Raw genomic sequence first — 22,899 nt, forward strand, 5'->3', positions numbered from 1 at the left:
CGCGTGTATAATGACCGTATGGAACGACGCACGACACGGATCCTGCGAGCGGGCCGCGCGGCGCTCGCCGCCGCCTTCCTGCTCCTGCCGCCTGCCGCGCCGGCCGCCGCGGGGCCGGCCTGGCCAGCCGCAACCGGCGCGACCGGGCCAGCCGCGGGGCGGGTGACGATCGCGCGGCTCAAGTACGGCGGGGGCGGCGACTGGTACAGCGACCCCTCCTCGCTCCCCAACCTCCTCGGCGAGTTCGAGCGGCGCACGGAGATCCGCACGACGCGCGACGAGGCGATCGTCGAGGCGGAGGCGGTCGATCTCGCCGCCTACCCCTTCCTCTACGTCACGGGGCACGGGACGGTGCGGCTCTCGCCGGAGGGGATCGAGGCGGTGCGCGGGCATCTTCTCCGCGGCGGTTTCCTCTGGGCGGACGACAACTACGGGATGGACGCCTCGTTCCGGGCGCTCGTCGCCGAGCTCTTCCCCGCGCGGCCGCTCGTCGACGTCCCGCTCGACCACCCGATCTACCACTGCTTCTACGATCTCGACGGGCCGCCGAAGATCCACGAGCACGACGGCAAACCGCCGCGCGGTCTCGGCGTCTTCGACGGAACGCGCCTCGTCCTCTTCTACACGTACGAGAGCGACGTCGGCGACGGCCTCGAGGACGCCGACGTCCACGGCGATCCCGCGGAGAAGCGCGAGGCGGCCATGAAGATGGCGGTCAACATCCTCTACTACGCGCTGACGAGGTGAGACGGCGGGCGGGCCGCGCGCCGGATGCGCGACCGGCCCACGCCCGCCGCACGATACGGAAGGAACGGGGAACGACCCGATGACGGGGACACGCAGCAGACGGGACCCGGCGACGGAGGCGGGATTCGACGCCGCGCTCGCGCGGCTCGCGCGCGCCCGCCGCGCGGCCCTCGCCCGCGGCCTGGTCGCGGCCGTCTCGCTCGCCGCCCTCGCCGCCCTCGCCGCGGGGCTCGCCCTCGAGCGCCTCGCGCCCGGCTCGCGCGCCGCGCCCTTCGCCGTCTTCCTCCTCTTCTGGGGGGGCGTCGCAGTCGCCATCGCCTCGGCCCTGCCGCGGATCCTGCCGCCGCCCGGCCCCGCGCGGCTCGCCCTGTCGGTCGGCCGGCTCGCCGGGCGCGGGGGCTTCTTCGCCGCCGCCCGGGAGTTCGCGCACGATCCGCCGCCGGCGAGCTCGCCCTTCCTCGTCGAGGAGACGCTGCGCCGGGGGGCCGCCGGGCTCGCCTCGCTCGACGCCCGCCGCCTCTTCGCCGACGCGGGCCGGCCGCGGCTCCTCGCCGCGGCCCTCGCCGCGGGGCTCGTCTGCGGCCTGATGACCGTTGCGGGGGGCGGCGCGCGCGTCGCCCGCTGGATCGCCGACCCGACCCTCTCCTTCCGCGGCGGGACGGCGGTCAACCTCGTCGTGACGCGTGCGCCGTCGCGGGCGATCGCCGGCGACGACGTGACGGTGGAGGCGACGAGCTTCGGCAGGACGCCGCGCGCGGTGTCGCTCCTCTCGAGCCCGGCGCCGGGCGTCTGGCGGAGCGATCCGCTCCTGCCCGACACCGCCGGCGCGGCGGGCGCCCCTCTCGTCGTCTACCGCCACACCTTCGAGGGGCTGCCCGGCGACGTCCGGTACGTCTTCGACGCCGACGGCGCGCGAACGGCCGAGCGGGCCGTCCGCGTGGCGCGCCGCCCCGTCGTGAACGGGCTCGCCGCCGTGCTCGAAGCGCCGTCCTACACCGGCCTGCCCCCCGACACCGTCAGCCCGCTCGTCGGCCGCCTCGAGGCGCTCGCCGGCACGCGCGTGACGATCGAGGGGGAGGCGAGCGCGCCGGTCGCCTCGGGGACGATTTCCTTCTCGTCGGGGAAGAAAGAGCCCGTCGAGCCGGCCGGCCGCCTCTTCCGCGCCGCCTTCACCGTCGAGGACGACGACACCTTCCGCGTGCGCGTCGTCGACTCGCTCGGCCTCGACAACGAGCGCCCCGTGCCCCGCGCCGTCCACGCGCGGGAGGACCGCGCACCCGGCGTCGAGATCCTCGCGCCGGCCGACGGCGATCTTCTGCCGCGGTCCTTCGAGACGGCGGTCGTCTACCGGGCCGACGACGACTACGGGCTCGGCCCCGTCCGCCTCCACTTCATGCGCGAGGGGAAGGACGAGGGGTTCCAAGCCGTCGCGATAGAGCGTCCACCGGCGGGGACGCGCTCGTTCGAGGCAACGCACGCCTGGTCGCTCGCCGGCGCGGGGCTTTTCCCCGGCGATCGCGTCCTCTTCTTCCTCGAGGCGGTCGACCGCAACGCCGCCACGGGGCCCGGCCGCGCGCGAACGGAGACGCGGCGTCTCCTCGTGCCCTCCCTCTCGCAGATCTACGCCGACGTGCGGCGCGAGGAGAGGGCGCAGCAGGAGCAGCTCGAGGAGATCGTCGACGAGGGACGCCGCGTGCGCGAGCGGATCGGCGAGCTTTCCGAGGAGATGAAGGCAGAGGGGGAGATGGACTGGTCGCGCCGGAGAGAGGGACGCGAGCTCCTCGAGCGGCAGGAGCGGATCGGCGAGCAGCTCGCCGAGGCGGCCGAGCGGCTCGACCGGACGCTCGACCGGCTCGCCGGCGACCGGATGACCTCGCGCGAGATCGGCGAGAAGATGGAGGAGATCGGGCGACTCATCGACCGGATACGCGACGGGCAGCTCCGCGAGTCGATCGAGCGGTTCCAGCGGCTGCTCGGCGAGATGAGCCGGGAGGAGGCCCTCGCCGCGATGGAGGAGGTCGAGCTCTCCACGGCCGATCTCGTCCGGCAGCTCGAGCGCACGATCGACCTGCTCGAGCAGGTGCTCCGCGAGGAGCGGATGGAGGAGCTCCTCCGGCGCGCCGGCGAGATGCTCGACGGGCAGCGCGCGCTCGCCGACTCCACGGAAGCGAACGCCGGCGACGACGCCGGGATCGCCGACCGGCAGGAGGCGCTCGCCGACGAGATGGCGGCGCTCGAGGAGGACGCGGCGTCCTTCGCCGAGGCGCAGGAGGACAGCGCCCTCGCCGCGATGCTCGAGGATGCGCTCGCCCGCGCCGACTCGGCGGCCGTCGAGGAACTGATGCGCGAGGCGGCCCGGCGGTTGCGGGAGGGGCAGCGGGGAGAGGCCTCGTGCGCGCAGCAGAGCGCCGCCGACGGGATGCTCTATCTCTACTCCTCGCTCGGCCAGTGCCGGATGGCGATGTCGATGACGCTCGACGCCGCCCTCGTGGCGGAGATCGCCCGCGCCGCGCGCCGCCTCGTCGAGCTCTCGGGCGAACAGGAAGCGGCCGCCTTCGCGATCCGCGGCGAGGAGGGGGAGGCGGCGGCGGCATCGAGGCAGATCCTCCTCCGTGATGCGACCGACCGGATCGCCCGCGGTCTGTACGAGCTGGCCGGCAAGACGATGGCGATCCCCGACGGCGCCTTCCTCCACCTCGGCCTCGCGATGCGGGAGATGGACGTCGTCCTCGACGGCCTCGGATCGCGCAGCTACGTCGAGGCGCGGCGCGGCTCGAACCGGGCCTTCGAGGAGATCAACCTCGCCGTCATCGAGCTTCTCCGGGCGAGCGCCTCGTCGGGGCAGGGTGGCGGCGGCGCCCGCCAGCGGATGCGGATGATGATGCAGCGGCAGCTCGCGATCCGCGAGCAGCTCCAGCGGATGCTCGCGGCGGGCGGCGGCCTGTCGGCACAGGAGCGGGAGGGGATGCGGCGGCTCGCCGGCGAGCAGCGCCGGCTCGAGGAGATGATGCGCCGGGCGGCCGAGGAGAGCCGCGGCGCGGGCGAGCTGCTCGGCCGGCTCGACGACCTCGCCGACGAGATGGCCGACGCGGCCGGACGAATCGAGCGGGGCCGGCTCGACGAGGAGCTCCTCGACCGCCAGGAACGGATCGTCAGCCGCATGCTCGAATCCCAGCGATCGCTCGAGCGGCGCGACTACACGCGCGAGCGCCGGAGCGCGCCGGCGGGCGATCTCCCGGCCGAGGCGCCCCCGCCCGTCGTCCCCGGCGACGAGACGGCCGAGGCGCTCCTCGAGCAGATCAGGAGCGCGATGCGCGAGAAGGGGCCGGTCGGCTACGAGGAACTGCTCCGGCTCTACTTCAGGGCCCTCTCGAGAAAGGTGCGCGAGCGATGAGACGGCGGGCGGGCGTCGCGATCCTCCTTCTGTTCCTCGCGACCGGGCTCCATGCAGACCCGGCGCAACGGGAGGACGCCGGCGTGCGCCTCGGCCGGGATCTCGCCCGTGCGAACGCGCTGATCCGCGCGCAGCGCTACGACGCGGCGATCCGTCTCCTCGAGCGCCTCGCCGCCGACGAGCCGGAGGCCGACCAGGTGGCCGAGATGCTCGCCGGCGCCTACCGGCGCGGCGGCCGGGCGGCGGACGCGGTGCGCCTCCTCGAGGAGCGCCTCGGCGACGCGGCCGGGCCCTTCCTGCTCCTCCGCGAGCTGGGAAATGCTCTCCTCGCGCTCGACCGCCCCGGCGAGGCGGCCGACGCCTGGGAACGGGCGCTCGCCGACCCGGCGTCGCGCGAGGGGTACACGAGCGCCGTCGCCGCCCTCGAACGGGACGCGGGGCTCTACGACCGCGCCCTCGCCACGCTCGAGCGCGGGCGGCTCGGCGGCGGGCGGAACGCCGTCCACCTGACCAACGAGATCGTCCGGCTCCACCGCCTGCTCGGCCGGCCGCGCGCCGCGTTCCGCGAATCGCTCCGCGCGCTCTCGCTCGCCGAAACCCGCGACATCGTGCTCGCGCGCGACGCGTTCGAGATCTTCCGCGAGACGGGCCGGCCGGCGGATCTCCTCGCCGCGGCCGACTCGGCCGCCGCCGGCGACCCCGCCTTCCAACTGCTCCACGCGCTGCTCGCCGCCGAGTCGGGCAGGCCGATCGACCGCTACGTCGACGAGGCGGGCGACCGGCTGCTCGCCGAGCCGGAGCTCGGCCGGCTCGTCTCCCGGCTCGCCGAGGAGGCGGCGGGAGCGATCGCCGCGGCCGACGATGCCGTCCATGCGGCCGGCGAGGCGTTCGACGCGGCGGCCGAAGCCTACCTCGAGCGGCACGGCAACGCTCCCGCCGCCCCCTTCGTCGCCGTTCTCGTCGCCGAGCGGACGCGCGACCGGGCGCGGCGCCTTTCCGGCGGCCCCGCGCGCACGCGCGCCCTCGAGCGGGCGGCGGCCCTCGCCGACTCGGTCTCGGCCGGCATGCGCTCCTTCCCCCTGCGCGAGCGGGCCGTCCGGCTCCGGGCGGAGATCCTCCTCGACGACCTCCACCGCCCCGGCGACGCCCTCGACGCGCTCGCCCGGCTCGGCCGCCCCGACGGCGCGGCCGCCGTGCCGATCGAGGAGGTCCGCGCGCGCGCCCTCCTCGGCGCGACAGACCGGGCGGAGGCGGGGCGCCGGCTCGCCCTCGTCGCGGCGAGCGCCGACACCAGCGTCGCCGCCCTCGGCGCGTGGGCCCTCGGGCGCCTGATGTTCCTCGAGGGAGACGACGCGGGAGCGGTGGAGGCGTTGAGCGCCGCGGCCGAGCGGTTCCCGGGGAGCCGGTGGGCGAACGACGCCCTCGAGACGGCGATGCTCGTCGAGACGGCGCGCGGGGAGGAGCGGGCCGCGCTCGAACGCTACCGGGCGGCCGCGAAGCTCTCGGCCGCCGGCCGCATCGACGAGGCGGCAGAGTCGCTCGCGGCGCTCGCCGCGAAAAGCCCCGCCTCGTCGCTCGCCCCGAAAGCGCTCCTCGAGCGCGCCGGGCTCCTCGAGCGTGCCGGCCGCGAGGCGGCGATGCGGGAGACGCTCCTGCGCCTCGCAGAACGCCACCCGCTCCACGAGCTCGCCCCGCGGGCCCTCGAGCGCTGCGGCGAGAGCCTCGAGCGGGGGGGCGATCCGGCCGCCGCGGCGCGGCTCTACGGCGAGATCGTCGAGCGGTACCCCGACGACCCCTATGTCGAGCGCGTCCGCGCGCGGATCGCGCATCTCCGCGAGACGGGCGCGGCTCGATGAGAGACGGGCGCCGACGGGGCGAACGCGGCTCGATGACGCGCCCCGCCGCCTCGCAGAAAGGAACGACGCGATGAGACGAACGACCGCCGCGATATTCCTGGCCCTCGCGCTTCTCGCCGCCCCGGCGGCGCGGGCCGATCTCCTCGTGCCGATGGATTCCGGCCAGACGAACCACCTGCGCGCCTACGGGCTCGTCTGGCGCGTCCTCCAGGCGGGCGGCGACGCGCGCTGGCTCCTCAACTTTCGCGGCGGCTCCTTCCTCCTCCCCGACGCGCCGGCGTGGCGCCGCGAGGCGGGGCTCCTCGGCGTGCTCGTCGAGGCGGCCGACGGCGCGGCGGTCGCCGCGATCCTCGCCGAGGTCGAGTCGGGCAACATGGAATCGGTCCGTCTCGAGAAGGCGCCCCGGATCGCCGTCTACGCGCCGCCGAACAAGCAGCCGTGGGACGACGCGGTGATGATGGCCCTCGACTACGCCGGCATCCCCTACGATGTCGTCTACGACGCGGAGGTCCTCGCCGGCGGTCTCGGGGCCTACGACTGGCTGCACCTCCACCACGAGGACTTCACCGGGCAGTACGGCAAGTTCTACGGCGGATTCCGGCGGACCGAGTGGTACATGCGGCAGCAGATCCTCTTCGAGGAGATCGCCGCCTCGCTCGGCTACGACAAGGTCTCCGAGGAGAAGAAGGCCGTGGCCCGGGCGATCCGCGAGTACGTGCGCGCCGGGGGGTTCCTCTTCGCGATGTGCTCGGCCTGCGACACGATCGACCTCGCCCTCGCCGCGGGGCCGGTGGACATCGTCCCCCGCGAGTACGACGGCGACGGCGTCGACCCCGGCTGCCGTGAGAAGCTCGACTTCTCCCGCTGTTTCGCCTTCGAGGGCTTCGAGCTCGAGCTCGATCCCTACGTCTACGAATTCTCCGACATCGACATGACGCGGGAGGCCGCCGCGCGCGGCGAACAGAGCGACTGGTTCACCCTCTTCGAGTTCTCGGCGAAGCACGACCCCGTCGCGACGATGCTCGTGCAGGACCACGTCTCCGTGGTGAAGGGGTTCATGGGCCAGACGACGGCCTTCCGGCGGAGCCTCCTCAAGAAGAAGGTACTCGTCCTCGGCGAGGTGCGCGGGGCCGACGAGGTCCGCTACATCCACGGCAACCTCGGCCGGGGCACCTTCACCTTCCTCGGCGGGCACGACCCCGAGGATTACCAGCACCTCGTGGGCGATCCGCCCACCGACCTCGGCCGCCACCCGCACTCCCCCGGCTACCGGCTCATCCTCAACAACATCCTCTTCCCCGCGGCGCGCCCGCAGGAGCGCAAGACCTGAGCGGCGCGCCGGCGTGATGCACGGCGAATCGGCGCGGCCTTCCGCCGCGCCCCGGCGGCGTCCTTGACGCGCCCGCGGGGAGCGGTGTACGATTCCCCCGTCCGCCGGCCGCGCCGCCGTCGACCTCGTCGCCGCCGCTCTCGTCGCCGCAGACCGCGCCGGCCGCGGACGATCCCGTCGACAGGCCGGGCGGCCATCGCCGCCGCCGACACGGTCCCGAACCGGAAGGGGGAGTCTCCATGAAGTATCTCGTCGTCTACGCCCACCCGCGGCCGGAGAGCTTCAACCACGCCGTCCTCGAACGCGTCACCGCGCTCCTCGAGGAGCGCGGCCGAGAATACGTCGTCCACGATCTCTACGCCCTCGGGTTCGAGCCGCGGCTCGACGCCGAGGGCCTGGAAGGCTACATGGCGGGGAAGGTGCCCCCCGACGTCGCCGCCGAGCAGGCGGCGATCGCGGCGGCCGACCGGCTCCTCGTCATCCACCCGACGTGGTGGTTCGGGATGCCGGCGATCCTCAAGGGATGGATCGACCGCGTCTTCGTCCACGGCTTCGCCTTCCGTTACGGCGAGAAGGGCCCCGAGGGGCTCCTCGCCGGCAAGCAGGCGATCGTCGTCACGACGACCGGCGGCGGCGAGGAGGCCTACCGAAACCACGGGTTCGGCGACGCCATCCGGAAGGCGATCGACACGGGGATCTTCGGCTTCTGCGGTATGGAGCTCCTCGAGCGTCGGTTCCTCTTCGGCGTGCCCGCCGTCGACGACGCGGCTCGCACGGCGATGCTCGATGCTCTCTCCACCCTGCCCCTCTAGGGCTGCCGCGGGGCCGCACCGCCGCCCCCGGGGAAAGGCGCGATGAATTTCTCGGGTCTCGTTTCGCGCTGCCGCAGCGTCCGCCGTTTCCGCGAGGAGCAACCGATCGCGCGCGAGACCCTGCTCGCCCTCGTCGACCTGGCACGGCTCTCCCCGTCGGGGGGCAACAGCCAGGCGCTGCGCTTCCACCTCTCGGCCGATCCCGAAACGAACAGGGCGATCTTCCCGCACCTCTCCTGGGCGGGCTACCTCGAGGACTGGCCGGGACCGGCCCCGGGCGAACGCCCAGCCGCCTACGTGACGATCCTCCACGACACATCGATCGCCGCCTCGGCGGGGTGCGATCACGGGATCGCCGCCTGGAGCATCTCGCTCGGCGCCGCCGAGCGGGGGATCGGCGCCTGCATCGTCGGCTCGGTCGACCGCGAGGCCCTCGCCGCCGCCCTCGCGCTGAAGGAGCGGTTCCGCGTCATGCTCGTCGTCGCCCTCGGTGAGCCGGCCGAGCGCGTCGTCGTCGAGACGGTCGGCGGGACGCGCGGGATCCGCTACTGGCGCGACGACGACGGCGTCCACCACGTACCGAAACGCCCGCTGGACGAGATCGTTTTGCCGTGACACCTGCCGGCGCCCCGCGCCGCGGAAGGAGACACCGATGAGCCTCGTCATCCTCGACGAACCCTACGTCTCGGAGAACCTCGTCGCCTCGATCGCGCGGATCGGGGCCGACGTGCTCGACACGCCCTTCGCACGATCGCTCGGCGGCCCGACGCTCGCGTTCGTGGGGGAAAACGAGGCGGCGCGGGCGCTCGCCGCCGAGAGGCACCCGCTCGTCTACTGCAACTCGGAGAACAGCATCGGCTGGCTCGACGAGCGCCTCCCGGCGGAGGGGCTCCCCGCGACGGTCGCCCGGTTCAAGGACAAGGTCCGCTTCCGCGAGCTCCTCGCCCCGCGGCACCCGGACTTCTTCTACCGGGCCGTCCCGCTCGCCGGACTCGGCGATCTCGATCCGGCCGCGCTGCCCTCGCCCTTCGTCATCAAGCCGGCCGTGGGGTTCTTCTCGATGGCGGTCCGGCGCGTGGCCGATCCGGCCGACTGGCCCGCCGCGCTCGAGGCGATCCGGCTCGAGCTCGACCAGGTAGCCGGGCACTACCCCTCGGCCGTCCTCGACGCGGGCACATTCATCGTCGAGGCGTGCGTCGAGGGGGAGGAGTACGCGCTCGACGTCCACTACGACGCCGACGGGGCGCCGGTCGTCCTCAACGTTCTCCACCACCGGTTCCGCTCCCCGGAGGACACGAGCGACCGGCTCTACCTCACCTCGGCGGAGATCGTCCGCGAGGGGATCGAGCGCTTCGGCGGGGAGCTCGCCTGGCTCGGCGAGGCGGCGGGGCTCAGGAACTTCCCCATGCACGTCGAGTTCCGCCTCGAGCCGGACGGCGGCGTCTTCCCGATCGAGGTCAACCCCCTGCGCTTCGCCGGCTGGTGCGCCGCCGACATCGCGCAGATCGCCTGGGGGCTCGACTCATACGCCTATCTGCTGCGGGGGTGGCGCCCCGACTGGGACGCCTACCTCGACGGGCTCGAGGGGCGCCTCTTCTGCCTCGCCATCGCCGACATGCCCCCCGAGGTGACGGGCAATCGGGTGGCGTCCTTCGACTACATGGGGTTCGGGCGGCTCTTCCGCCGCGTCCTCGAGATGCGGCCGATCGATTACCGGCGTTTCCGCAACTTCGCCTTCGTCTTCGGGGAGACCGACGAGCGGGGGATCCCCGGCATCCTCGCCGCCGACACCCGCGACTACATCACCCTGCGCTGAAGGCGGGGGCCGGCCGGGACGGCGACCGCGGCGCCGTGCGCCGTGCGCCGTGCCGTGCGCCGTGCCGTGCGCAACGCGAGGCCATCGTTCGCAGCGTCCCCGCCGCGCCTCACCCGTCGCCGGCGTGGAGCTCCCAGCAGGCGGGGTCGATCTCGAGCAGGCCGTTCTCCCAGGTGGCGAGCTTCCGGCGCGCGAGCCGCGCGAGGAGGCGCGAGAGGGTCTCGGGCGTCGTCCCGATCGCCTGCGCCAGCTCCTTCTTGGAGAGGTCGGGTCGGCAGGAGGGGCGTCGCCCCCAGCGGTCGGCGACGAAGCGGAAGAAGCGCTCCTCCACGTCGAAGGCGGTGAGCTGGAGGATGCGGTCGGCGAGAAAGCGCATCTTGCGCATCAGGGTGCCGATGAACTCGTCGCGGAAGGCGGGCTCCCCGAGGAGCGCGAGAAAGCCCCGCCGGGGGATCTCGAAGAGGAGCGAGTCGGCCGTGACGAGGGCGCTCACCGGGTAGTCGTCGCGCTCGAAGAGGATCGCCTCGGCGAACATCTCCCCGGGGCAAACGAGCCGGATGACGATCTCGCGGCCGTCGGGGGTGAGCTTGTAGAGCTTGACCGCCCCCTCGACGAGGATGAAGAAGCGGCCCTCGACATCCCCCTCGAGAAAGAGTACGCTGTTCCCTGCGGCTTCACGATACACACCGACATTCAGCAGCGCCTGCCGGGCCCCGGGCCCGATGTCGCCGAAGAACGCCGTTTGGAAGAGCTTCCCGTCGCGCCTGTCCATGAGGCTATAGATACCCGCGGCGCGGCGGGAAGGCAAGGCGGAAAACGACGGCGCGCCGCCGCCGGCCCCGTTTCGCGACGGATCCGGAACAATCGCCGCCCCGCTTGACCCCGGTCAAGGCGCGCGGGCGGCGTGACGCGTATCATGCACACGACCGGCCCGATCCGGGCCGGACGAAAGGAGCGCGAGATGAGCATGTTCTGTTTCCAGTGCCAGGAGACGGCCGGCAACGCCGGCTGCACGAAGCGGGGCGTCTGCGGCAAGGACGAGACGACGGCCAACATGCAGGACCTCCTGCTGTACGTCCTCAGGGGCGTCGCCGTCCACGCCGAGCGCCTCGATCAGGCCGATCCCCTCTTCGGGAAGGCGGGCCGGTTCACGATGCGGGCCCTCTTTGCCACGATCACCAACGCCAACTTCAGCGCCGACCGGATCGCCGCCCTCGTGCGCGAGTCGATCGCCCTGCGCGACGAGCTCGCCGCGAAGACGCCCGCGGGCGATCTTCCCGAAGCGGCCCGCTGGCGCGGCGCGTCGATGGAGGAGTTCCTCGCCGCCGCTTCCGGCGTCGGGGTCCTCGCCACGGACGACGAGGATGCGCGGAGCCTGCGCGAGCTCCTCGTCTACGGTCTGAAGGGGATCGCCGCCTATGCCGATCACGCCGCCGTTCTCGGCAGGGAGGATCCGGCGATCTACGCCTTCGCCTTCAAGGCGCTCGCCTCGCTCACCCGCGAGACCGACGGCGACGCCCTCTTCGCCCTCGTCATGGAGGCCGGCAGCATGGCCGTGACGACGATGGCGCTCCTCGACGCGGCCAACACGGCCGCCTACGGCGAGCCCGCGATGACGACGGTCGACATCGGCGTCCGCGGCAACCCGGGGATCCTCGTCTCGGGCCACGACCTGCACGACCTCGCCCGGCTCCTCGATCAGACCGACGGCACGGGCGTCGACGTCTACACGCACGGCGAGATGCTTCCCGCCCAGGCCTACCCGGCCTTCCGCACATTCGCCCACTTCGCGGGGAACTACGGCGGCTCGTGGTACCGGCAGGACAAGGAGTTCGCCTCCTTCAACGGCCCCATCCTCATGACGACGAACTGCATCACGCCGGTCAGGGACGAGTACCGCGACCGCATCTACACGACGGGCGCCGCCGGCTACCCCGGCGTCAGGCACATCCCCGCCGCGGCGGACGGCGAGAAGGACTTCTCGGCGATCGTCGAGCAGGCGAAGGGGTGCGCCTCGCCGACGGAGATCGAGACGGGCTCGCTCACCGTCGGGTTCGGCCACGGCCAGCTCGAGAAGCTCGCCAAGCCGATCCTCGAGGCCGTCAAGAGCGGCGCCGTGAAGCGTTTCGTCGTGATGGCGGGCTGCGACGGCCGCCAGAAGGGGCGCTCCTACTTCACCGACGTGGCCACGGCCTTGCCGCCCGAGGCGGTGATCCTCACCGCCGGCTGCGCGAAGTACCGCTACAACAAGCTCGGCCTCGGCGAGACCGCCGGACTCCCGCGCGTCATCGACGCCGGCCAGTGCAACGACTCGTACTCCCTGGCCGTCATCGCCCTCAAGCTCAAGGAGATCCTCGAGCTCGACGACATCAACGACCTGCCGATCTCCTACGATATCGCCTGGTACGAGCAGAAGGCGGTCGCCGTGCTCCTCGCCCTGCTGGCGCTCGGCGTGAAGAACATCCGCCTCGGGCCCACGCTGCCCGCCTTCCTCTCGCCGAACGTGGCGACGGTGCTCGTGGAGAAGTTCGGCATCAGGCCGACGGGCGAGGCCGCCTCGGACGCGGCGGCGATCATGGAGGGAAGATGATGAAGATCGTCGATGTCGTAAACGCGCCCTCCGCGCCGAATCCGCACGGCGTGCGCGTCTCGAAGGTCTACGACGACGAGTCGGCCGTCGCCATGCACATCTCGCTCGAGCCGGGCGAGGGGCTCAAGATGCACGTCACCCCGGTCGACGTCTTCTTCTACGTGCTCGAGGGGACGCCGTCGATCACGGTGGGGAAGGAGACCGAGCGGGTGCCGGCCGACCGGCTCGTGGAGAGCCCGGCGCGCGTCCCGCACACGATCGTCAACGACGCGGCGTCGCCCGCGCGCATCCTCGTCGTCAAGGCGCCACGGCCCACGTCGGAGACGAAGCTCCTCTAGGGGACGGCATGCCGCGACGATCGCAGGCGCCTCGCCCGATGCGGCGGGGCGCCTGGCCGGCGTTGCCGGGCCTCGCGCCTCATTGCTCCCCGAGAGCCCGGCGGATCCGCTCCACCTCGCGCGTCATCGCCTCGAAGTGGGAGCCCTCCCAGTAGATCCGGTCGCAGGCGGGGCAGCGGTGGAAGCGGTCGAATCGTTTGGCCACGAGGGGCGGCACCCGGCCGGCGGCCGCGGCGGCCGGCTCCTCGACGAGGAACTCGTTGCACTCGATGCAGCGGGTGAATGGCTCGAGGGAGGGCGCGCCACCGATCGCCGCGAAAAGTTCGGCGAGTTGCTCGACGGCGCCGGCGGTTCGCAAAACGACAGGCGCAGGGCCCGGGCGATCATCCGCCCGCCGCGCCGCCGTCACGGCGATCCGTCCCTCCCGCGCGGCCCGCAGGAGAAAGCGTCCCGCCTCCCCCTCCCCGTTCAGCGCGGCGTCGAAGCCGAGAAGGCGCAGCTTCCGGCAGAGCCGCCCGAGCATCCGGTCGCAGAGAAAACGCGGTCGTTCCATCGCCCGACACCTCCCGTCCGTGCGCCTCGCGGCGGCCGCCGGGCCGGTCGCCGACGCTCCCCGATTTCGCTTGACAGGGTATCAGAACTCCAACAGTATGTGAATCCTGAAAGGCCCGCGGGGCGGGCGCGAACAGGGACGGTACGGGATTCAGCGGAGATGGAGGTGAGAGTCTCGGTTCGAGGGGAGGAACCGGGCGGGGAACATGGCGGAAACGTTCACGGGTTGTCTGAAGTGTAACAAGGGTATCCTGTTGCCGCTCTCGGACTACGGCAGGGACGGCGCCCCCATCCGCTACAAGGCGTGGGTCTGCAACAATCCGGATTGCGGCTTCAACATCCGCATCGACAACGGGGAGATCAGCATCGGCAAGGACCTCGGGTTCTCGACCAAGTAGGGGATCCGGGCATCGGAGATAGACGACGGGGCCGTTCGCGGCCCCGTTTTTTTGTGCGCGGGCGATAAGCGGGCGATGCGCGGGCGGCCGGCGTGCCGGTTGGCGTCGGGTCAGTCGGGTGGTCCGGCCAGGTCCGTGACGCCGTGGCGCCGCTCGATGACGAGGAGGGCGGCGGCGAGGCCGGCGAGCGAGACGACGGTCCAGAGGGGCGAGGGCAGCGCGCCGCCGGCCTGCTCGAGATCGGCCACCGAGGCGCCCTCGAGGCGGAGGAGCGAGGAGAGGTTGTAGACGGCGTGCCCGAGGACCGGGTAGACGAGGTTCCCCGTGCGGTAGAAGAGGTAGCCGAAAACGATCCCGACGAACGTCGCGCCGGGGAGCAGCGTGGGGCTGAAGTGCGCGATGCCGAAAATGATCCCGCCGAGGAGGACGGCGAGCCATCCCTCCATGTTCCGGTGGAAGATCCGCTGGACGAACCCGCGGAAGAGCAGCTCCTCGGTGGCGGGCCCGACGATCACCGTCCCCGCGCCGACGGCGAGGAGCGAGAAAACCCCTTTGGGCTTGATCGAGACGAGGAACTTGATATACTCGGGGTCCGGCGGCCGCCGCCGTTCGAGCAGCCCGGAGAGCATGTCGCTCGGCAGGATCGCGCAGGCGGCGGCGAGGACCGCGAGCAGGGTGGTCGGGAGGTCGGGCGCCCCGATGAGGAATTCCCGGGAGAATCCCAGCGAAAAACGCCTCGTCAGGAGGTACATCGGGAAGAGGAACGCGGCGATCCCGGGCAGGGAGAGCGAGAGGACCTCGTTGCCCCGCAGGTAGAGCAGCCCCGATATCGAGTAGAACATCAGGAAGCACGCCAGGGCGTATACGAGCAGATAGTAGTTGTTCACCCTGCCGAACAGCCCCGGCTCCGGCGCATCGCCGTCGACCGGTTCGTAGTGCTCGTCGTTCGGTTCCACATGGGGGAACATAATCCGGCCCGTCGGCGGCGGCAAGGAGAAAGGCCGATGATCAGGCTCGTCGTATTCGACCTCGACAACACGCTCACCGATTTCATGCGCATGAAGGAGCAGGCGATCGACGCCTCGGTCGAGGCGATGATCGACGCGGGGCTCATGAACGAGCCCGAGCGGATCAGGAACGAGATCGGCCGCATCTACGAGGAGCGCGGCATCGAGTTCCAGAAGGTCTTCGACCGGCTGCTCACCGATCTGCTCGGCGAGGTCGACTACAAGATCCTCGCCGCGGGGATCGTCGGGTACCGGCGCGCGCGCGAGGCGGCCCTCGTCCTCTACCCGCACGTCAAGATCACCCTCTTCGCGCTGATGCGCCGCGGGCTCCGCCTCGGCGTCGTCTCCGACGCCCCCCGCCACGAGGCGTGGCTGCGGCTCTGCTACCTGCAGCTCCACCAGGTCTTCGACGCCGTCCTCGCCCACGAGGACACCGGCGCCTACAAGCCCGACCCCGCCCCCTTCCGGGCCGTCCTTGAGCGGACGGGGATCCCCCCGGCCGAGGCGCTGATGGTGGGGGACTGGCCGGAGCGCGACATCGCCGGAGCAAAGGAGATGGGGATGACGACGGTCTTCGCCCGCTACGGCGACACCTTCGACACGAGCCACTCGGGGGCCGACTACGACATCGACGACATCTACGAGCTGGTGGGGATCATCGACGAGATCAACGGCGCCGCCTCGGCGGGCGGCGGGCAGGAAGTATTTCCCGCGGACTGAGCGCGGCGGCCGGCTCGAGGCCGGCCGGAAAGGACGAACGATGCACGTTGTCACGGCCGAGGAGATGCGGCGGCTCGACGAGGCCACGATCAGCCGCCACGTGCCGGGGCTCACGCTGATGGAGCGGGCCGGGCAGGGCGTCGTCGACGCGATCGGGGAGTTCTTCGACCCGCCCGGCGACTTCCGCTACGCGATCCTCCTCGGCAGCGGCAACAACGCCGGGGACGGGCTCGTCGTCGCCCGGCTGCTCGCCGAGACGGGGGCCCGCGTCGTCCTCCTCTACCTCCGGGAGCCGAAGGACCTCTCCCCTGACGCGTTCAAGAACTACGCCCGCCTCAGGAAGGACCGGAAGCAGGGGCGGCTCGAGGAGATCTTCCTCTACCTCGCCGATTGGGAGGGAAAGATGCTCGCCGCGCTCGACGAGTGCGACGTCGTCGTCGACGCCATCTTCGGCACGGGGCTGGGCAAGCCGGTGACCGGGCGCTGGGCGGAGGCGATCGAGCTCGTCCGCCGCAGCCGTCTGCCCGTCGTCGCGATCGACGTCCCCTCGGGGATCGACGGCACGACCGGCGCCGTCCTGGGAACGGCCATCAGGGCCGATCTCACCGTGACGATGGGTCTGCCCAAGACGGGGCTCCTCTTCTACCCCGGCAAGGAGCACGTGGGGGGGCTCCGCGTCGTCGACATCGGCATTCCCGCGCCGGTCGTGGAGGAGGCGCGGCTCTCGCTGGGGTTGCTCGATCTCGACCAGGCCGTCGCCGACCTGCCGCCGCGCGATCCCGCCGGGCACAAGTTCGACCGCGGCGCGCTCCTCCTCGTGGCGGGGAGCCGGCGGTACGCGGGGGCGGCGGTGCTCGCCGCCGGCGCCGCCCTGAGGACCGGCTGCGGGATCGTCTATCTCGCCGGCCCCGAATCGATCCGCCAGGTCGTCCAGGTCTCCGCCCCGGAGATCATCTTCGTGCCGCTCGCCGAGACCGTCAACGGGTCGATCGACGCCGACCCGGCGGCCCTGCTCGACGAGGTGCGCTTCGACGCCGTCGCCTGCGGCCCCGGGCTCACCGCCGATGCGGCCGCCGTCCGGTTCGTCGGGGAACTGGCCGGGCGCTGCAACGCGCCCCTCCTCCTCGACGCCGACGGGATCAACGCCTTCGCCGGGGCCTACGACCGCGTGAAGGCGCTCTCCGCCGACCGGCCGATCGTCCTCACCCCGCACGCGGGCGAGCTCGCCCGCCTGACCGGCGCCGACGTGGGGACGGATTCCGCCGCGCGGATCGAGGCGCTGCGGCTCCTCGTGGCCGGCACGGGGATCGTCCTCGCCTGCAAGGGCGCCCCGACGGTCGTCGTCGAGCCCGACGGCGCGGGCTACGTCAACTGGTTCGGGCATCCCGGCCAGGCGACTGCCGGCAGCGGCGACGTCCTCGCCGGCGCGATCGGCGGCTTCCTCGCCCAGGGCGCCTCGCCGGCGGCCGCCACGCGCCTCGGCGTCTTCGTCCACTCGCGCGCGGCCGACATCGCCTCGGCCGACACGGGCGAACGGGCGATGCTCGCCGGCGACTGCATGGACGCGATGCCCCTCGCGATGCTCGAGGTGGAGGAGGAGACCCTCTAGTTGGACCGGGGCAGGGTGCCATGAACGAAGGGCGATTCATCGACATGCTTCGCGCCGCGTTTCCCGACGCCGGCCTCGGCGACGATACCGCCGTTCTGCCGGCGCCCGCGGGGGAGCTCCTCTTCGCCGCCGACGCCGTCGTCGACGGCGTTCACCTCGACCTGCGCTACGGCTCCCTCGCCCAGGCGGCCGCGAAGGCCGTGACGGCGAACGTCTCCGATGTCTACGCGATGGGTGGCGAGCCGGTGGCCGTCACCGTCACGGCGGGGCTTCCCGCCGGGCTCGGGGATGAGGACGCGGCCGATCTCGTCCGCGGGCTCCGTGCCGCCCTGGACCGGTACGGCGCCGGGCTCGCCGGGGGAGACACCGTGGCGAGCGCCGGCCCCTTCTTCCTCGACGTGGCGATCCTCGGGCGGGTCGCGGCCGGCCGCGCGCTCCGGCGCGGCGGCGCGCGCCCGGGAGACCGCCTCGTCGTCACCGGCCCGCTCGGGCGCTCGCTCGCCGGGCTCGCCGTGCTGCGCGCGGCGGCGGACCTGCCGCCGATCCCCGGCGTTCCCGCGGCGCGCCTCGTTTCCGGCGAGAGCGGACGCGAGGCCTTCCTCGACGCCGCCCGGGCCTGCCCGATCGGTGCCGGGGAGGAGGAGGCCGCGGCGCTCCTCGCCGCCCGCGGTCTCGACGCGGCCTTCCTGCCAGCGCTTCTCGCCGCGGCGGCCCATCTCGCCCCACTCGCCCGGCCCCTGCCGCCGGGAGAGGCGATGAGAGGCGGCGTGAGGGCGGCGATCGACGTGAGCGACGGCCTCGCGCGGGACCTTCGCAACCTCTGCGCCCAGAGCGGCGCGGGTGCTCTCGTCGACGAGGCGGCGCTGCCGCTCGATCCCCCGGCCGATGTCGCCGCCGGCGGCGACGACGACGCGCGGCGGCGTCTCCTCCTCGGCGGCGGCGAGGAGTACGTCCTTCTCCTCGCGGTCGCGCCCGGCGCGGCGTGCCCCGGGACGGAGATCGGCGAGATCCGCCCGGCCGCCGACGGGCTGCGCCTGCGCACGCGCGGTGGCGGGATCGTCCCGCTCCCCGACCTCGGCTGGGAACACATCCTCTGACCGGCCGCGCCGGGGGAGACGACGATGCTGCTCTACCTCATCCGCCACGGGCAGACCGACTGGAACCGCGACCGCCGCATCATGGGGCGATCGGACGTTCCGCTCAACGCGGCGGGCCGGGAGATGGTGGCGGCGACGGCACGCTGGCTCGGCACGGCGGGGATCCCCGTCGTCTACTCGAGCACCGTGCCGCGCGCGATGGAATCCGCGCGGATACTCGCCGGCGAGTGGGAGGCGCGAATCGTCGAGGAGCCGCGCCTCGACGAATCGGCCTACGAGCGGTGGGTGGGGCGGCGCTTCGACGAACTGGCCGGCGATCCCGATTTCGAGGCCTACCGCACGGCGCCCACGCGATCGACCTTCTCGGCGGAGGAGGGGATGGCGGACATCCAGCGGCGGGCCCTGGCCGCGGTCCGGCGGATCGTGGAGGAAACCGGCGACGGCCGTGCCGCGCTCGTCTCGCACAGCGACGTGATGAAGCCGGTCGTCGCGCACTACCTCGGCATGGACCTCGACGCGATGCACCGCCTCGCGATCGCCAACGCCTCGGTGAGCATGATCGATTTCGGCTTCGACGGCGGGCCGCGCCTGCGCTGCCTCAACGTCGTTCCGTGGCGGCGCTTCGCCTGAGCGCCCCGACCGCCCGTTCGCGCCGCATCGCGCCCCGCCGCGCCCCCGCCTGCCGAGCCCCCGCCCGCATCGAGCACCGCCGCGCCCCCATCCGCCGCGCCGCGCGCGACGGTCGCCGCCTTCCGTCACTATCTGTTGACGCGCACCCCCCTGCCGGGAGAGAATGGAGTCGTCCCGCCACGCATGGACCGCGGAGCCGCGGGGCGTCCCGCCACAGAAGAAAGGACCGCCGATGACGAGCGCGCCGAAGGACGTTCTGGAGATGGCCGCCGAGCGCGGCATCGAGTTCGTCGACATCAAGTTCATGGATTTCATCGGGTCGTGGCAGCACTTCACGATCCCCGTCGGGCGGCTCGACGAGGCGCTCTTCGTCGACGGCGTCGGCTTCGACGGCTCGAGCATCCGCGGCTGGAAGAACATCGACGAGAGCGACATGCTCGTCCTTCCCGACCCGGCCACCGCCTTCGTCGATCCCTTCCACCGGCATCCGACGCTCAGCGTGATCGGCGACATCCTCGACCCGATCACCCGCGAGCCGTACAGCCGGGATCCGCGGTTCATCGCCCGCAAGGCGGAGCGTCACCTCGTCGACACGGGGATCGCCGACACGGCCGTCTTCGGCCCCGAGGCGGAGTTCTTCGTCTTCGACGACGTCCGCTTCGGCCAGGACGAGAACAGCGGCTTCTACGTCGTCGACTCGGAGGAGGCCTCCTGGAACACGGCACGCGACGAGGGGCCGAACCTCGCGTACAAGTCGCGGTTCAAGGAGGGGTACTTCCCCGTCCCGCCCACCGACGCGCTCCAGGATCTCAGGAGCGAGATGATGCGCAACCTCATCGCGTGCGGGCTGCGCCCCGAGCTGCAGCACCACGAGGTGGCCACCGGGGGGCAGGGCGAGATCGACCTCCACTACGACACGCTCGTCCGGATGGGCGACGCGCTTTCCCTCTTCAAGTACGTCGTCAAGAACACGGCGCGGGCCGAGGGGCGGACGGCCACCTTCATGCCGAAGCCGATCTTCGGCGACAACGGCTCGGGGATGCACGTCCACGTCTCGCTCTGGAAGAAGGACGTGAACATCTTCGACGGCCCCGAGTACGCCGGGCTCAGCGAGACGGCCCTCTTCTTCGTCGGCGGCATCCTCGCCCACGCGCCGGCGCTGCTCGGGCTGACCGACCCGACGACGAACTCCTACAAGCGCCTCGTGCCGGGGTTCGAGGCGCCGGTCAACCTCGCCTACTCGCAGCGCAACCGGAGCGCCGCGGTGCGCGTGCCGATGTACTCCGCCTCGGCGGAGGCGCGGCGCATCGAGTTCCGCTGCCCCGACGCCACGGGGAACCCCTATCTCACGATGGCCGCGATCCTCATGGCCGGGCTCGACGGGATCGACCACCGCACCCACCCGGGCGAGCCGCTCGACAAGAACATCTACGACATGCCCCCCGAGGAGCTGGCCGGCGTCCGCACGACGCCGCCCGATCTCCAGTCGGCCCTGTGCGCGCTCGAGGCCGACCACGAGTTCCTGCTGCGGGGGGACGTCTTCACCGAGGACGTCGTCCGCACGTGGATCGCGTACAAGCGCGAGAAAGAGGTGACGCCGGTGATGAGCCGGCCGCACCCCTGGGAATTCTACCTGTACTACGACATCTAGACCGGACGGGAGGGCTGCCGGCCGGCGATGGAACGTCCCCATCTCGCAAGAGCGTCGCTTCCCCCGCTGCGCGGCGGCGGCGAGGAGATACTGACCTCCTTCGCCGGCGAGGTGCGCGGCGTCTACCGCGATTTCCTCGAGCGCCTCGAGGTTTTCCACCGCGCCGGGGGCGGCGGGCTCGAAACCTCGCGCGCCTGCTCCGACGCCGTCGAGGCGATCGTCGTCCACCTCTACCGATCGCTTCTCGCCGACACGAAGCTCGATCCCGCCCGGGCGCCGGCCCTCGTCGCCCTCGGCGGATTCGGCCGCCGCGAGCTCTCGCCGGCCAGCGACGTCGATCTCCTCTTCGTCCCCGGCCGCGGGGGCGACGACGACGGCGGCTTCACCGGTCATCTCGTCCGGCTCATGTGGGACGCGGGGCTGCGGCTCGGCCACTCGGTCCGGACGATGGCCGAGCTGCGCAAGGCGATCCGGCGCGATCTCGATCTCCGGACGGCGGTCCTCGACAGCCGCCTCGTCAGCGGGGACGATGCGGCCAGGTCGCGTCTCGCCGTCCTCCGCGAGGAGGTCCTCACCCGCGACCGGGGCGGTTTCCTCGAGGCGAAGCTCGGCGAGGCGACGCGGCGGTGGGAGAAGTACGGCGGGAGCTACCACCTCATCGAGCCGAACGTCAAGGAAAGCCCGGGGGGGCTGCGCGACTGGCAGACGATCCGGTGGCTCGGGACGGCCCTTCCCTGGAAGGGGACGCTGACGGGGCTCTACCGGCTCTCGCTCGTCGACCGGACGGAGATCGTCGAGATCCGCCGCGCCTTCGATTTCCTCGTGCGCGTCCGCAACGAGCTGCATTTCCGGGCGCAGAGCGACTGGAACGTTCTCACCCTCGAGGTGCAGCGGGAGGCCGCCGCCGGGCTCGGGTACGTCGCCCGGGGCGACCTGCTCGCCGTCGAGCGGTTCATGCGCGACTACTACTCGCGCACGCGGCTCGTCTACGCCGTCCTCGAGCGGCTCTTCGCCGAGACCCGCGGCCGGGGCAACCTGCGCGTCATCGACGGCGTCCTCTACCGGCGCGTCGGCGCGCCGGGGCTGGGCCGGCTCGACCTGCGGCTGCTCGGCGAGAAGATCAGGCAGGATCCCCTCTTCATGTTCAAGGCGCAGCTCGAGACGGGGCGGCTCTTCTCGCCGCGGATGGAACGGCGCGTCAGGACACTCTACCGCACGGACCGGCTCGACCCCGCCGGTGCGGTCCGGATGCGCGAATCCTTCCTCGAGCTGCTTTGCATGCCGGGCAGGCAGGCGCCGGTTTTGCGGTCGATGCACGAGCTCGGCGTCTTGCGGCACCTCGTGCCTCCCTTCGAGCGGCTGCGCTGCCTCAAGCGGTACGACCTCTACCACCAGTACACGGCCGACGAGCACAGCCTCCAGGCCGTCGCGGCGCTCGACGCGCTGGAAAGCGAGACGGGGTTGCTGGCGAGGCTCTACGGGGAGGTCGCCGAGAAGACCGAGCTTCTCCTCGCCACGCTCCTGCACGACATCGGCAAGACGAGCGCGCGCGGGCACGCGCTCGCCGGCGCGCGGATGGCCGAGAAGATCCTCGCCCGCTTCCCGCTTTCGACCCGGAGCCGGGAGCTCGTCGTCTTCCTCGTCCGCAACCACCTGCTCCTCTCGCATTTCAGCCAGCGGCGCGACATGGACGACCCCGACACGGCGGCGCAGTTCGTCAAGCGGGTGCGCAGCGGCCTCAACCTCAAGCTCCTCTACCTGCTCACCTACGCCGATCTCCGGGCGACGGGCGTCGGCGTGTGGACCGACTGGAAGGCGAGCCTGCTCGAGGGGCTCTACGACAGGGCGAGCGCGCTGCTGGCCGACCGGCGCCGCGCCGGGGCGGCGTGGCGCTCGCGGCTCGACGACCGCCGCCGGAAGATCGTCGCCGCGGCGGGGGGCGAGGCGGAGCGGGCGCGGATGGCCGCGCACCTCGACAGCCTGCCCGCGCGCTACGCGGGGATCGTGACGCCGGCGCGGGCGCGCGAGCACCTCGCGATGATCGACGAGCTCGAGGGGCGCGCCGCGGTCGTGCGCTTCCGCCGGCTCAGGCACGTCAAGGAGATCACCGTCCTCACGCGGGACCGCCCCTTCCGTCTCTCGCAGCTCTGCGGCGTCCTCACCGTCAACGACCTCGACATCCGCGGGGCGTGGGCCTTCACCCGGCGGGACGGCGTCGTCATCGACCGCTTCCACGTCGCGCGCCTCGACGGGAGCGTGTCGCTCGGCGCGGAGGACCGGCGCCGGCTCGAGGCGGATCTCGACGCCGCCCTCTCCGGCGGACTCGACCTCGACCGGGCCGTCGGCCTGCAC

Annotated in this window: 19 protein-coding genes; 16 read left to right on the forward strand and 3 right to left on the reverse strand. The window is 72.5% G+C overall.

Annotated elements, in window-relative coordinates:
- Positions 1-18 precede the first annotated feature (18 nt).
- From JW876_08320 to JW876_08350, 7 genes are all read left to right on the forward strand, one after another.
- On the forward strand, positions 19-747 hold the full coding sequence (locus tag JW876_08320) for a DUF4159 domain-containing protein (GenBank protein MBN1885511.1): 729 nt from the start codon (positions 19-21) through the stop codon (positions 745-747).
- A gap of 79 nt (positions 748-826) precedes the next feature.
- Positions 827-4,141 (forward strand): hypothetical protein, encoded by a 3,315-nt coding sequence (locus tag JW876_08325; protein MBN1885512.1) that lies wholly within the window; start codon positions 827-829, stop codon positions 4,139-4,141.
- The gene (locus tag JW876_08330) at positions 4,138-5,997 is read left to right on the forward strand and encodes a tetratricopeptide repeat protein (GenBank protein MBN1885513.1); all 1,860 of its coding nucleotides are present in this window, start codon (positions 4,138-4,140) and stop codon (positions 5,995-5,997) included. The genes JW876_08325 and JW876_08330 overlap by 4 nt, the downstream gene beginning before the upstream one ends.
- A 70-nt stretch (positions 5,998-6,067) precedes the next feature.
- On the forward strand, positions 6,068-7,327 hold the full coding sequence (locus JW876_08335) for an asparagine synthetase B (GenBank protein MBN1885514.1): 1,260 nt from the start codon (positions 6,068-6,070) through the stop codon (positions 7,325-7,327).
- Positions 7,328-7,566: 239 nt separating this feature from the next.
- Entirely contained in the window at positions 7,567-8,139 is a 573-nt protein-coding gene (locus tag JW876_08340) for an NAD(P)H-dependent oxidoreductase (GenBank protein ID MBN1885515.1), read from the forward strand.
- 42 nt (positions 8,140-8,181) lie between these two features.
- Entirely contained in the window at positions 8,182-8,754 is a 573-nt protein-coding gene (locus tag JW876_08345) for a nitroreductase family protein (protein MBN1885516.1), read from the forward strand.
- A 37-nt stretch (positions 8,755-8,791) separates the two neighbouring features.
- Entirely contained in the window at positions 8,792-9,955 is a 1,164-nt protein-coding gene (locus tag JW876_08350; GenBank protein ID MBN1885517.1) for an ATP-grasp domain-containing protein, read from the forward strand.
- Between the two features lie 109 nt (positions 9,956-10,064).
- On the opposite strand, the gene JW876_08355 is transcribed toward JW876_08350, so the two are convergent.
- Entirely contained in the window at positions 10,065-10,727 is a 663-nt protein-coding gene (locus JW876_08355) for a Crp/Fnr family transcriptional regulator (protein ID MBN1885518.1), read from the reverse strand.
- Between the two features lie 195 nt (positions 10,728-10,922).
- Between JW876_08355 and hcp the strand changes: the two genes are divergently transcribed.
- Complete coding sequence (gene hcp, locus JW876_08360) at positions 10,923-12,545, forward strand: hydroxylamine reductase (GenBank protein MBN1885519.1); 1,623 nt, start codon at positions 10,923-10,925, stop codon at positions 12,543-12,545.
- Positions 12,545-12,883 (forward strand): cupin domain-containing protein, encoded by a 339-nt coding sequence (locus JW876_08365; protein MBN1885520.1) that lies wholly within the window; start codon positions 12,545-12,547, stop codon positions 12,881-12,883. The genes hcp and JW876_08365 overlap by 1 nt, the downstream gene beginning before the upstream one ends.
- A gap of 79 nt (positions 12,884-12,962) precedes the next feature.
- On the opposite strand, the gene JW876_08370 is transcribed toward JW876_08365, so the two are convergent.
- Positions 12,963-13,436 carry a Mut7-C RNAse domain-containing protein gene (locus JW876_08370; protein ID MBN1885521.1) on the reverse strand — a complete coding sequence of 158 codons (474 nt, stop codon included), beginning with the start codon at positions 13,434-13,436 and terminating at the stop codon, positions 12,963-12,965.
- A gap of 205 nt (positions 13,437-13,641) precedes the next feature.
- On the opposite strand from JW876_08370, the gene JW876_08375 reads away from it, so the two are divergent.
- Positions 13,642-13,833 (forward strand): hypothetical protein, encoded by a 192-nt coding sequence (locus JW876_08375; GenBank protein MBN1885522.1) that lies wholly within the window; start codon positions 13,642-13,644, stop codon positions 13,831-13,833.
- A gap of 110 nt (positions 13,834-13,943) precedes the next feature.
- On the opposite strand, the gene JW876_08380 is transcribed toward JW876_08375, so the two are convergent.
- Positions 13,944-14,801 carry a CPBP family intramembrane metalloprotease gene (locus tag JW876_08380; GenBank protein MBN1885523.1) on the reverse strand — a complete coding sequence of 286 codons (858 nt, stop codon included), beginning with the start codon at positions 14,799-14,801 and terminating at the stop codon, positions 13,944-13,946.
- A gap of 36 nt (positions 14,802-14,837) precedes the next feature.
- On the opposite strand from JW876_08380, the gene JW876_08385 reads away from it, so the two are divergent.
- The 6 genes from JW876_08385 to JW876_08410 form a co-directional block, all read left to right on the forward strand.
- Entirely contained in the window at positions 14,838-15,560 is a 723-nt protein-coding gene (locus JW876_08385) for an HAD-IA family hydrolase (protein ID MBN1885524.1), read from the forward strand.
- A 40-nt stretch (positions 15,561-15,600) separates the two neighbouring features.
- Positions 15,601-17,169, forward strand: coding sequence for an NAD(P)H-hydrate dehydratase (locus JW876_08390; GenBank protein MBN1885525.1), 1,569 nt, complete (start codon positions 15,601-15,603; stop codon positions 17,167-17,169).
- A 20-nt stretch (positions 17,170-17,189) separates the two neighbouring features.
- The gene (locus tag JW876_08395; GenBank protein MBN1885526.1) at positions 17,190-18,266 is read left to right on the forward strand and encodes a thiamine-monophosphate kinase; all 1,077 of its coding nucleotides are present in this window, start codon (positions 17,190-17,192) and stop codon (positions 18,264-18,266) included.
- Between the two features lie 24 nt (positions 18,267-18,290).
- The gene (locus tag JW876_08400; GenBank protein MBN1885527.1) at positions 18,291-18,896 is read left to right on the forward strand and encodes a histidine phosphatase family protein; all 606 of its coding nucleotides are present in this window, start codon (positions 18,291-18,293) and stop codon (positions 18,894-18,896) included.
- Between the two features lie 232 nt (positions 18,897-19,128).
- A complete protein-coding gene (gene glnA / locus JW876_08405; protein ID MBN1885528.1) occupies positions 19,129-20,547 on the forward strand; it encodes a type I glutamate--ammonia ligase in 1,419 nt (472 codons plus the stop codon).
- Positions 20,548-20,574: 27 nt separating this feature from the next.
- A partial coding sequence (locus JW876_08410; GenBank protein MBN1885529.1) for an HD domain-containing protein occupies positions 20,575-22,899 on the forward strand: 2,325 nt, incomplete at its 3' end.

This window comes from Candidatus Krumholzibacteriota bacterium (genome assembly GCA_016931295.1).
GTDB lineage: Bacteria > Krumholzibacteriota > Krumholzibacteriia > Krumholzibacteriales > Krumholzibacteriaceae > JAFGEZ01.

Bases quoted from the DNA above. Each gene is read 5' to 3' on its own strand.
- hcp (MBN1885519.1), top strand. From the start codon at position 10,923: ATGTTCTGTTTCCAGTGCCAGGAGACGGCCGGCAACGCCGGCTGCACG.
- JW876_08320 (MBN1885511.1), top strand. From the start codon at position 19: ATGGAACGACGCACGACACGGATCCTGCGAGCGGGCCGCGCGGCGCTC.
- JW876_08370 (MBN1885521.1), bottom strand. From the start codon at position 13,436: ATGGAACGACCGCGTTTTCTCTGCGACCGGATGCTCGGGCGGCTCTGC.
- JW876_08385 (MBN1885524.1), top strand. From the start codon at position 14,838: ATGATCAGGCTCGTCGTATTCGACCTCGACAACACGCTCACCGATTTC.
- JW876_08345 (MBN1885516.1), top strand. From the start codon at position 8,182: ATGAATTTCTCGGGTCTCGTTTCGCGCTGCCGCAGCGTCCGCCGTTTC.
- JW876_08390 (MBN1885525.1), top strand. From the start codon at position 15,601: ATGCACGTTGTCACGGCCGAGGAGATGCGGCGGCTCGACGAGGCCACG.
- JW876_08400 (MBN1885527.1), top strand. From the start codon at position 18,291: ATGCTGCTCTACCTCATCCGCCACGGGCAGACCGACTGGAACCGCGAC.
- JW876_08340 (MBN1885515.1), top strand. From the start codon at position 7,567: ATGAAGTATCTCGTCGTCTACGCCCACCCGCGGCCGGAGAGCTTCAAC.
- JW876_08365 (MBN1885520.1), top strand. From the start codon at position 12,545: ATGAAGATCGTCGATGTCGTAAACGCGCCCTCCGCGCCGAATCCGCAC.
- glnA (MBN1885528.1), top strand. From the start codon at position 19,129: ATGACGAGCGCGCCGAAGGACGTTCTGGAGATGGCCGCCGAGCGCGGC.
- JW876_08330 (MBN1885513.1), top strand. From the start codon at position 4,138: ATGAGACGGCGGGCGGGCGTCGCGATCCTCCTTCTGTTCCTCGCGACC.
- JW876_08350 (MBN1885517.1), top strand. From the start codon at position 8,792: ATGAGCCTCGTCATCCTCGACGAACCCTACGTCTCGGAGAACCTCGTC.
- JW876_08380 (MBN1885523.1), bottom strand. From the start codon at position 14,801: ATGTTCCCCCATGTGGAACCGAACGACGAGCACTACGAACCGGTCGAC.
- JW876_08325 (MBN1885512.1), top strand. From the start codon at position 827: ATGACGGGGACACGCAGCAGACGGGACCCGGCGACGGAGGCGGGATTC.
- JW876_08395 (MBN1885526.1), top strand. From the start codon at position 17,190: ATGAACGAAGGGCGATTCATCGACATGCTTCGCGCCGCGTTTCCCGAC.
- JW876_08355 (MBN1885518.1), bottom strand. From the start codon at position 10,727: ATGGACAGGCGCGACGGGAAGCTCTTCCAAACGGCGTTCTTCGGCGAC.
- JW876_08375 (MBN1885522.1), top strand. From the start codon at position 13,642: ATGGCGGAAACGTTCACGGGTTGTCTGAAGTGTAACAAGGGTATCCTG.
- JW876_08335 (MBN1885514.1), top strand. From the start codon at position 6,068: ATGAGACGAACGACCGCCGCGATATTCCTGGCCCTCGCGCTTCTCGCC.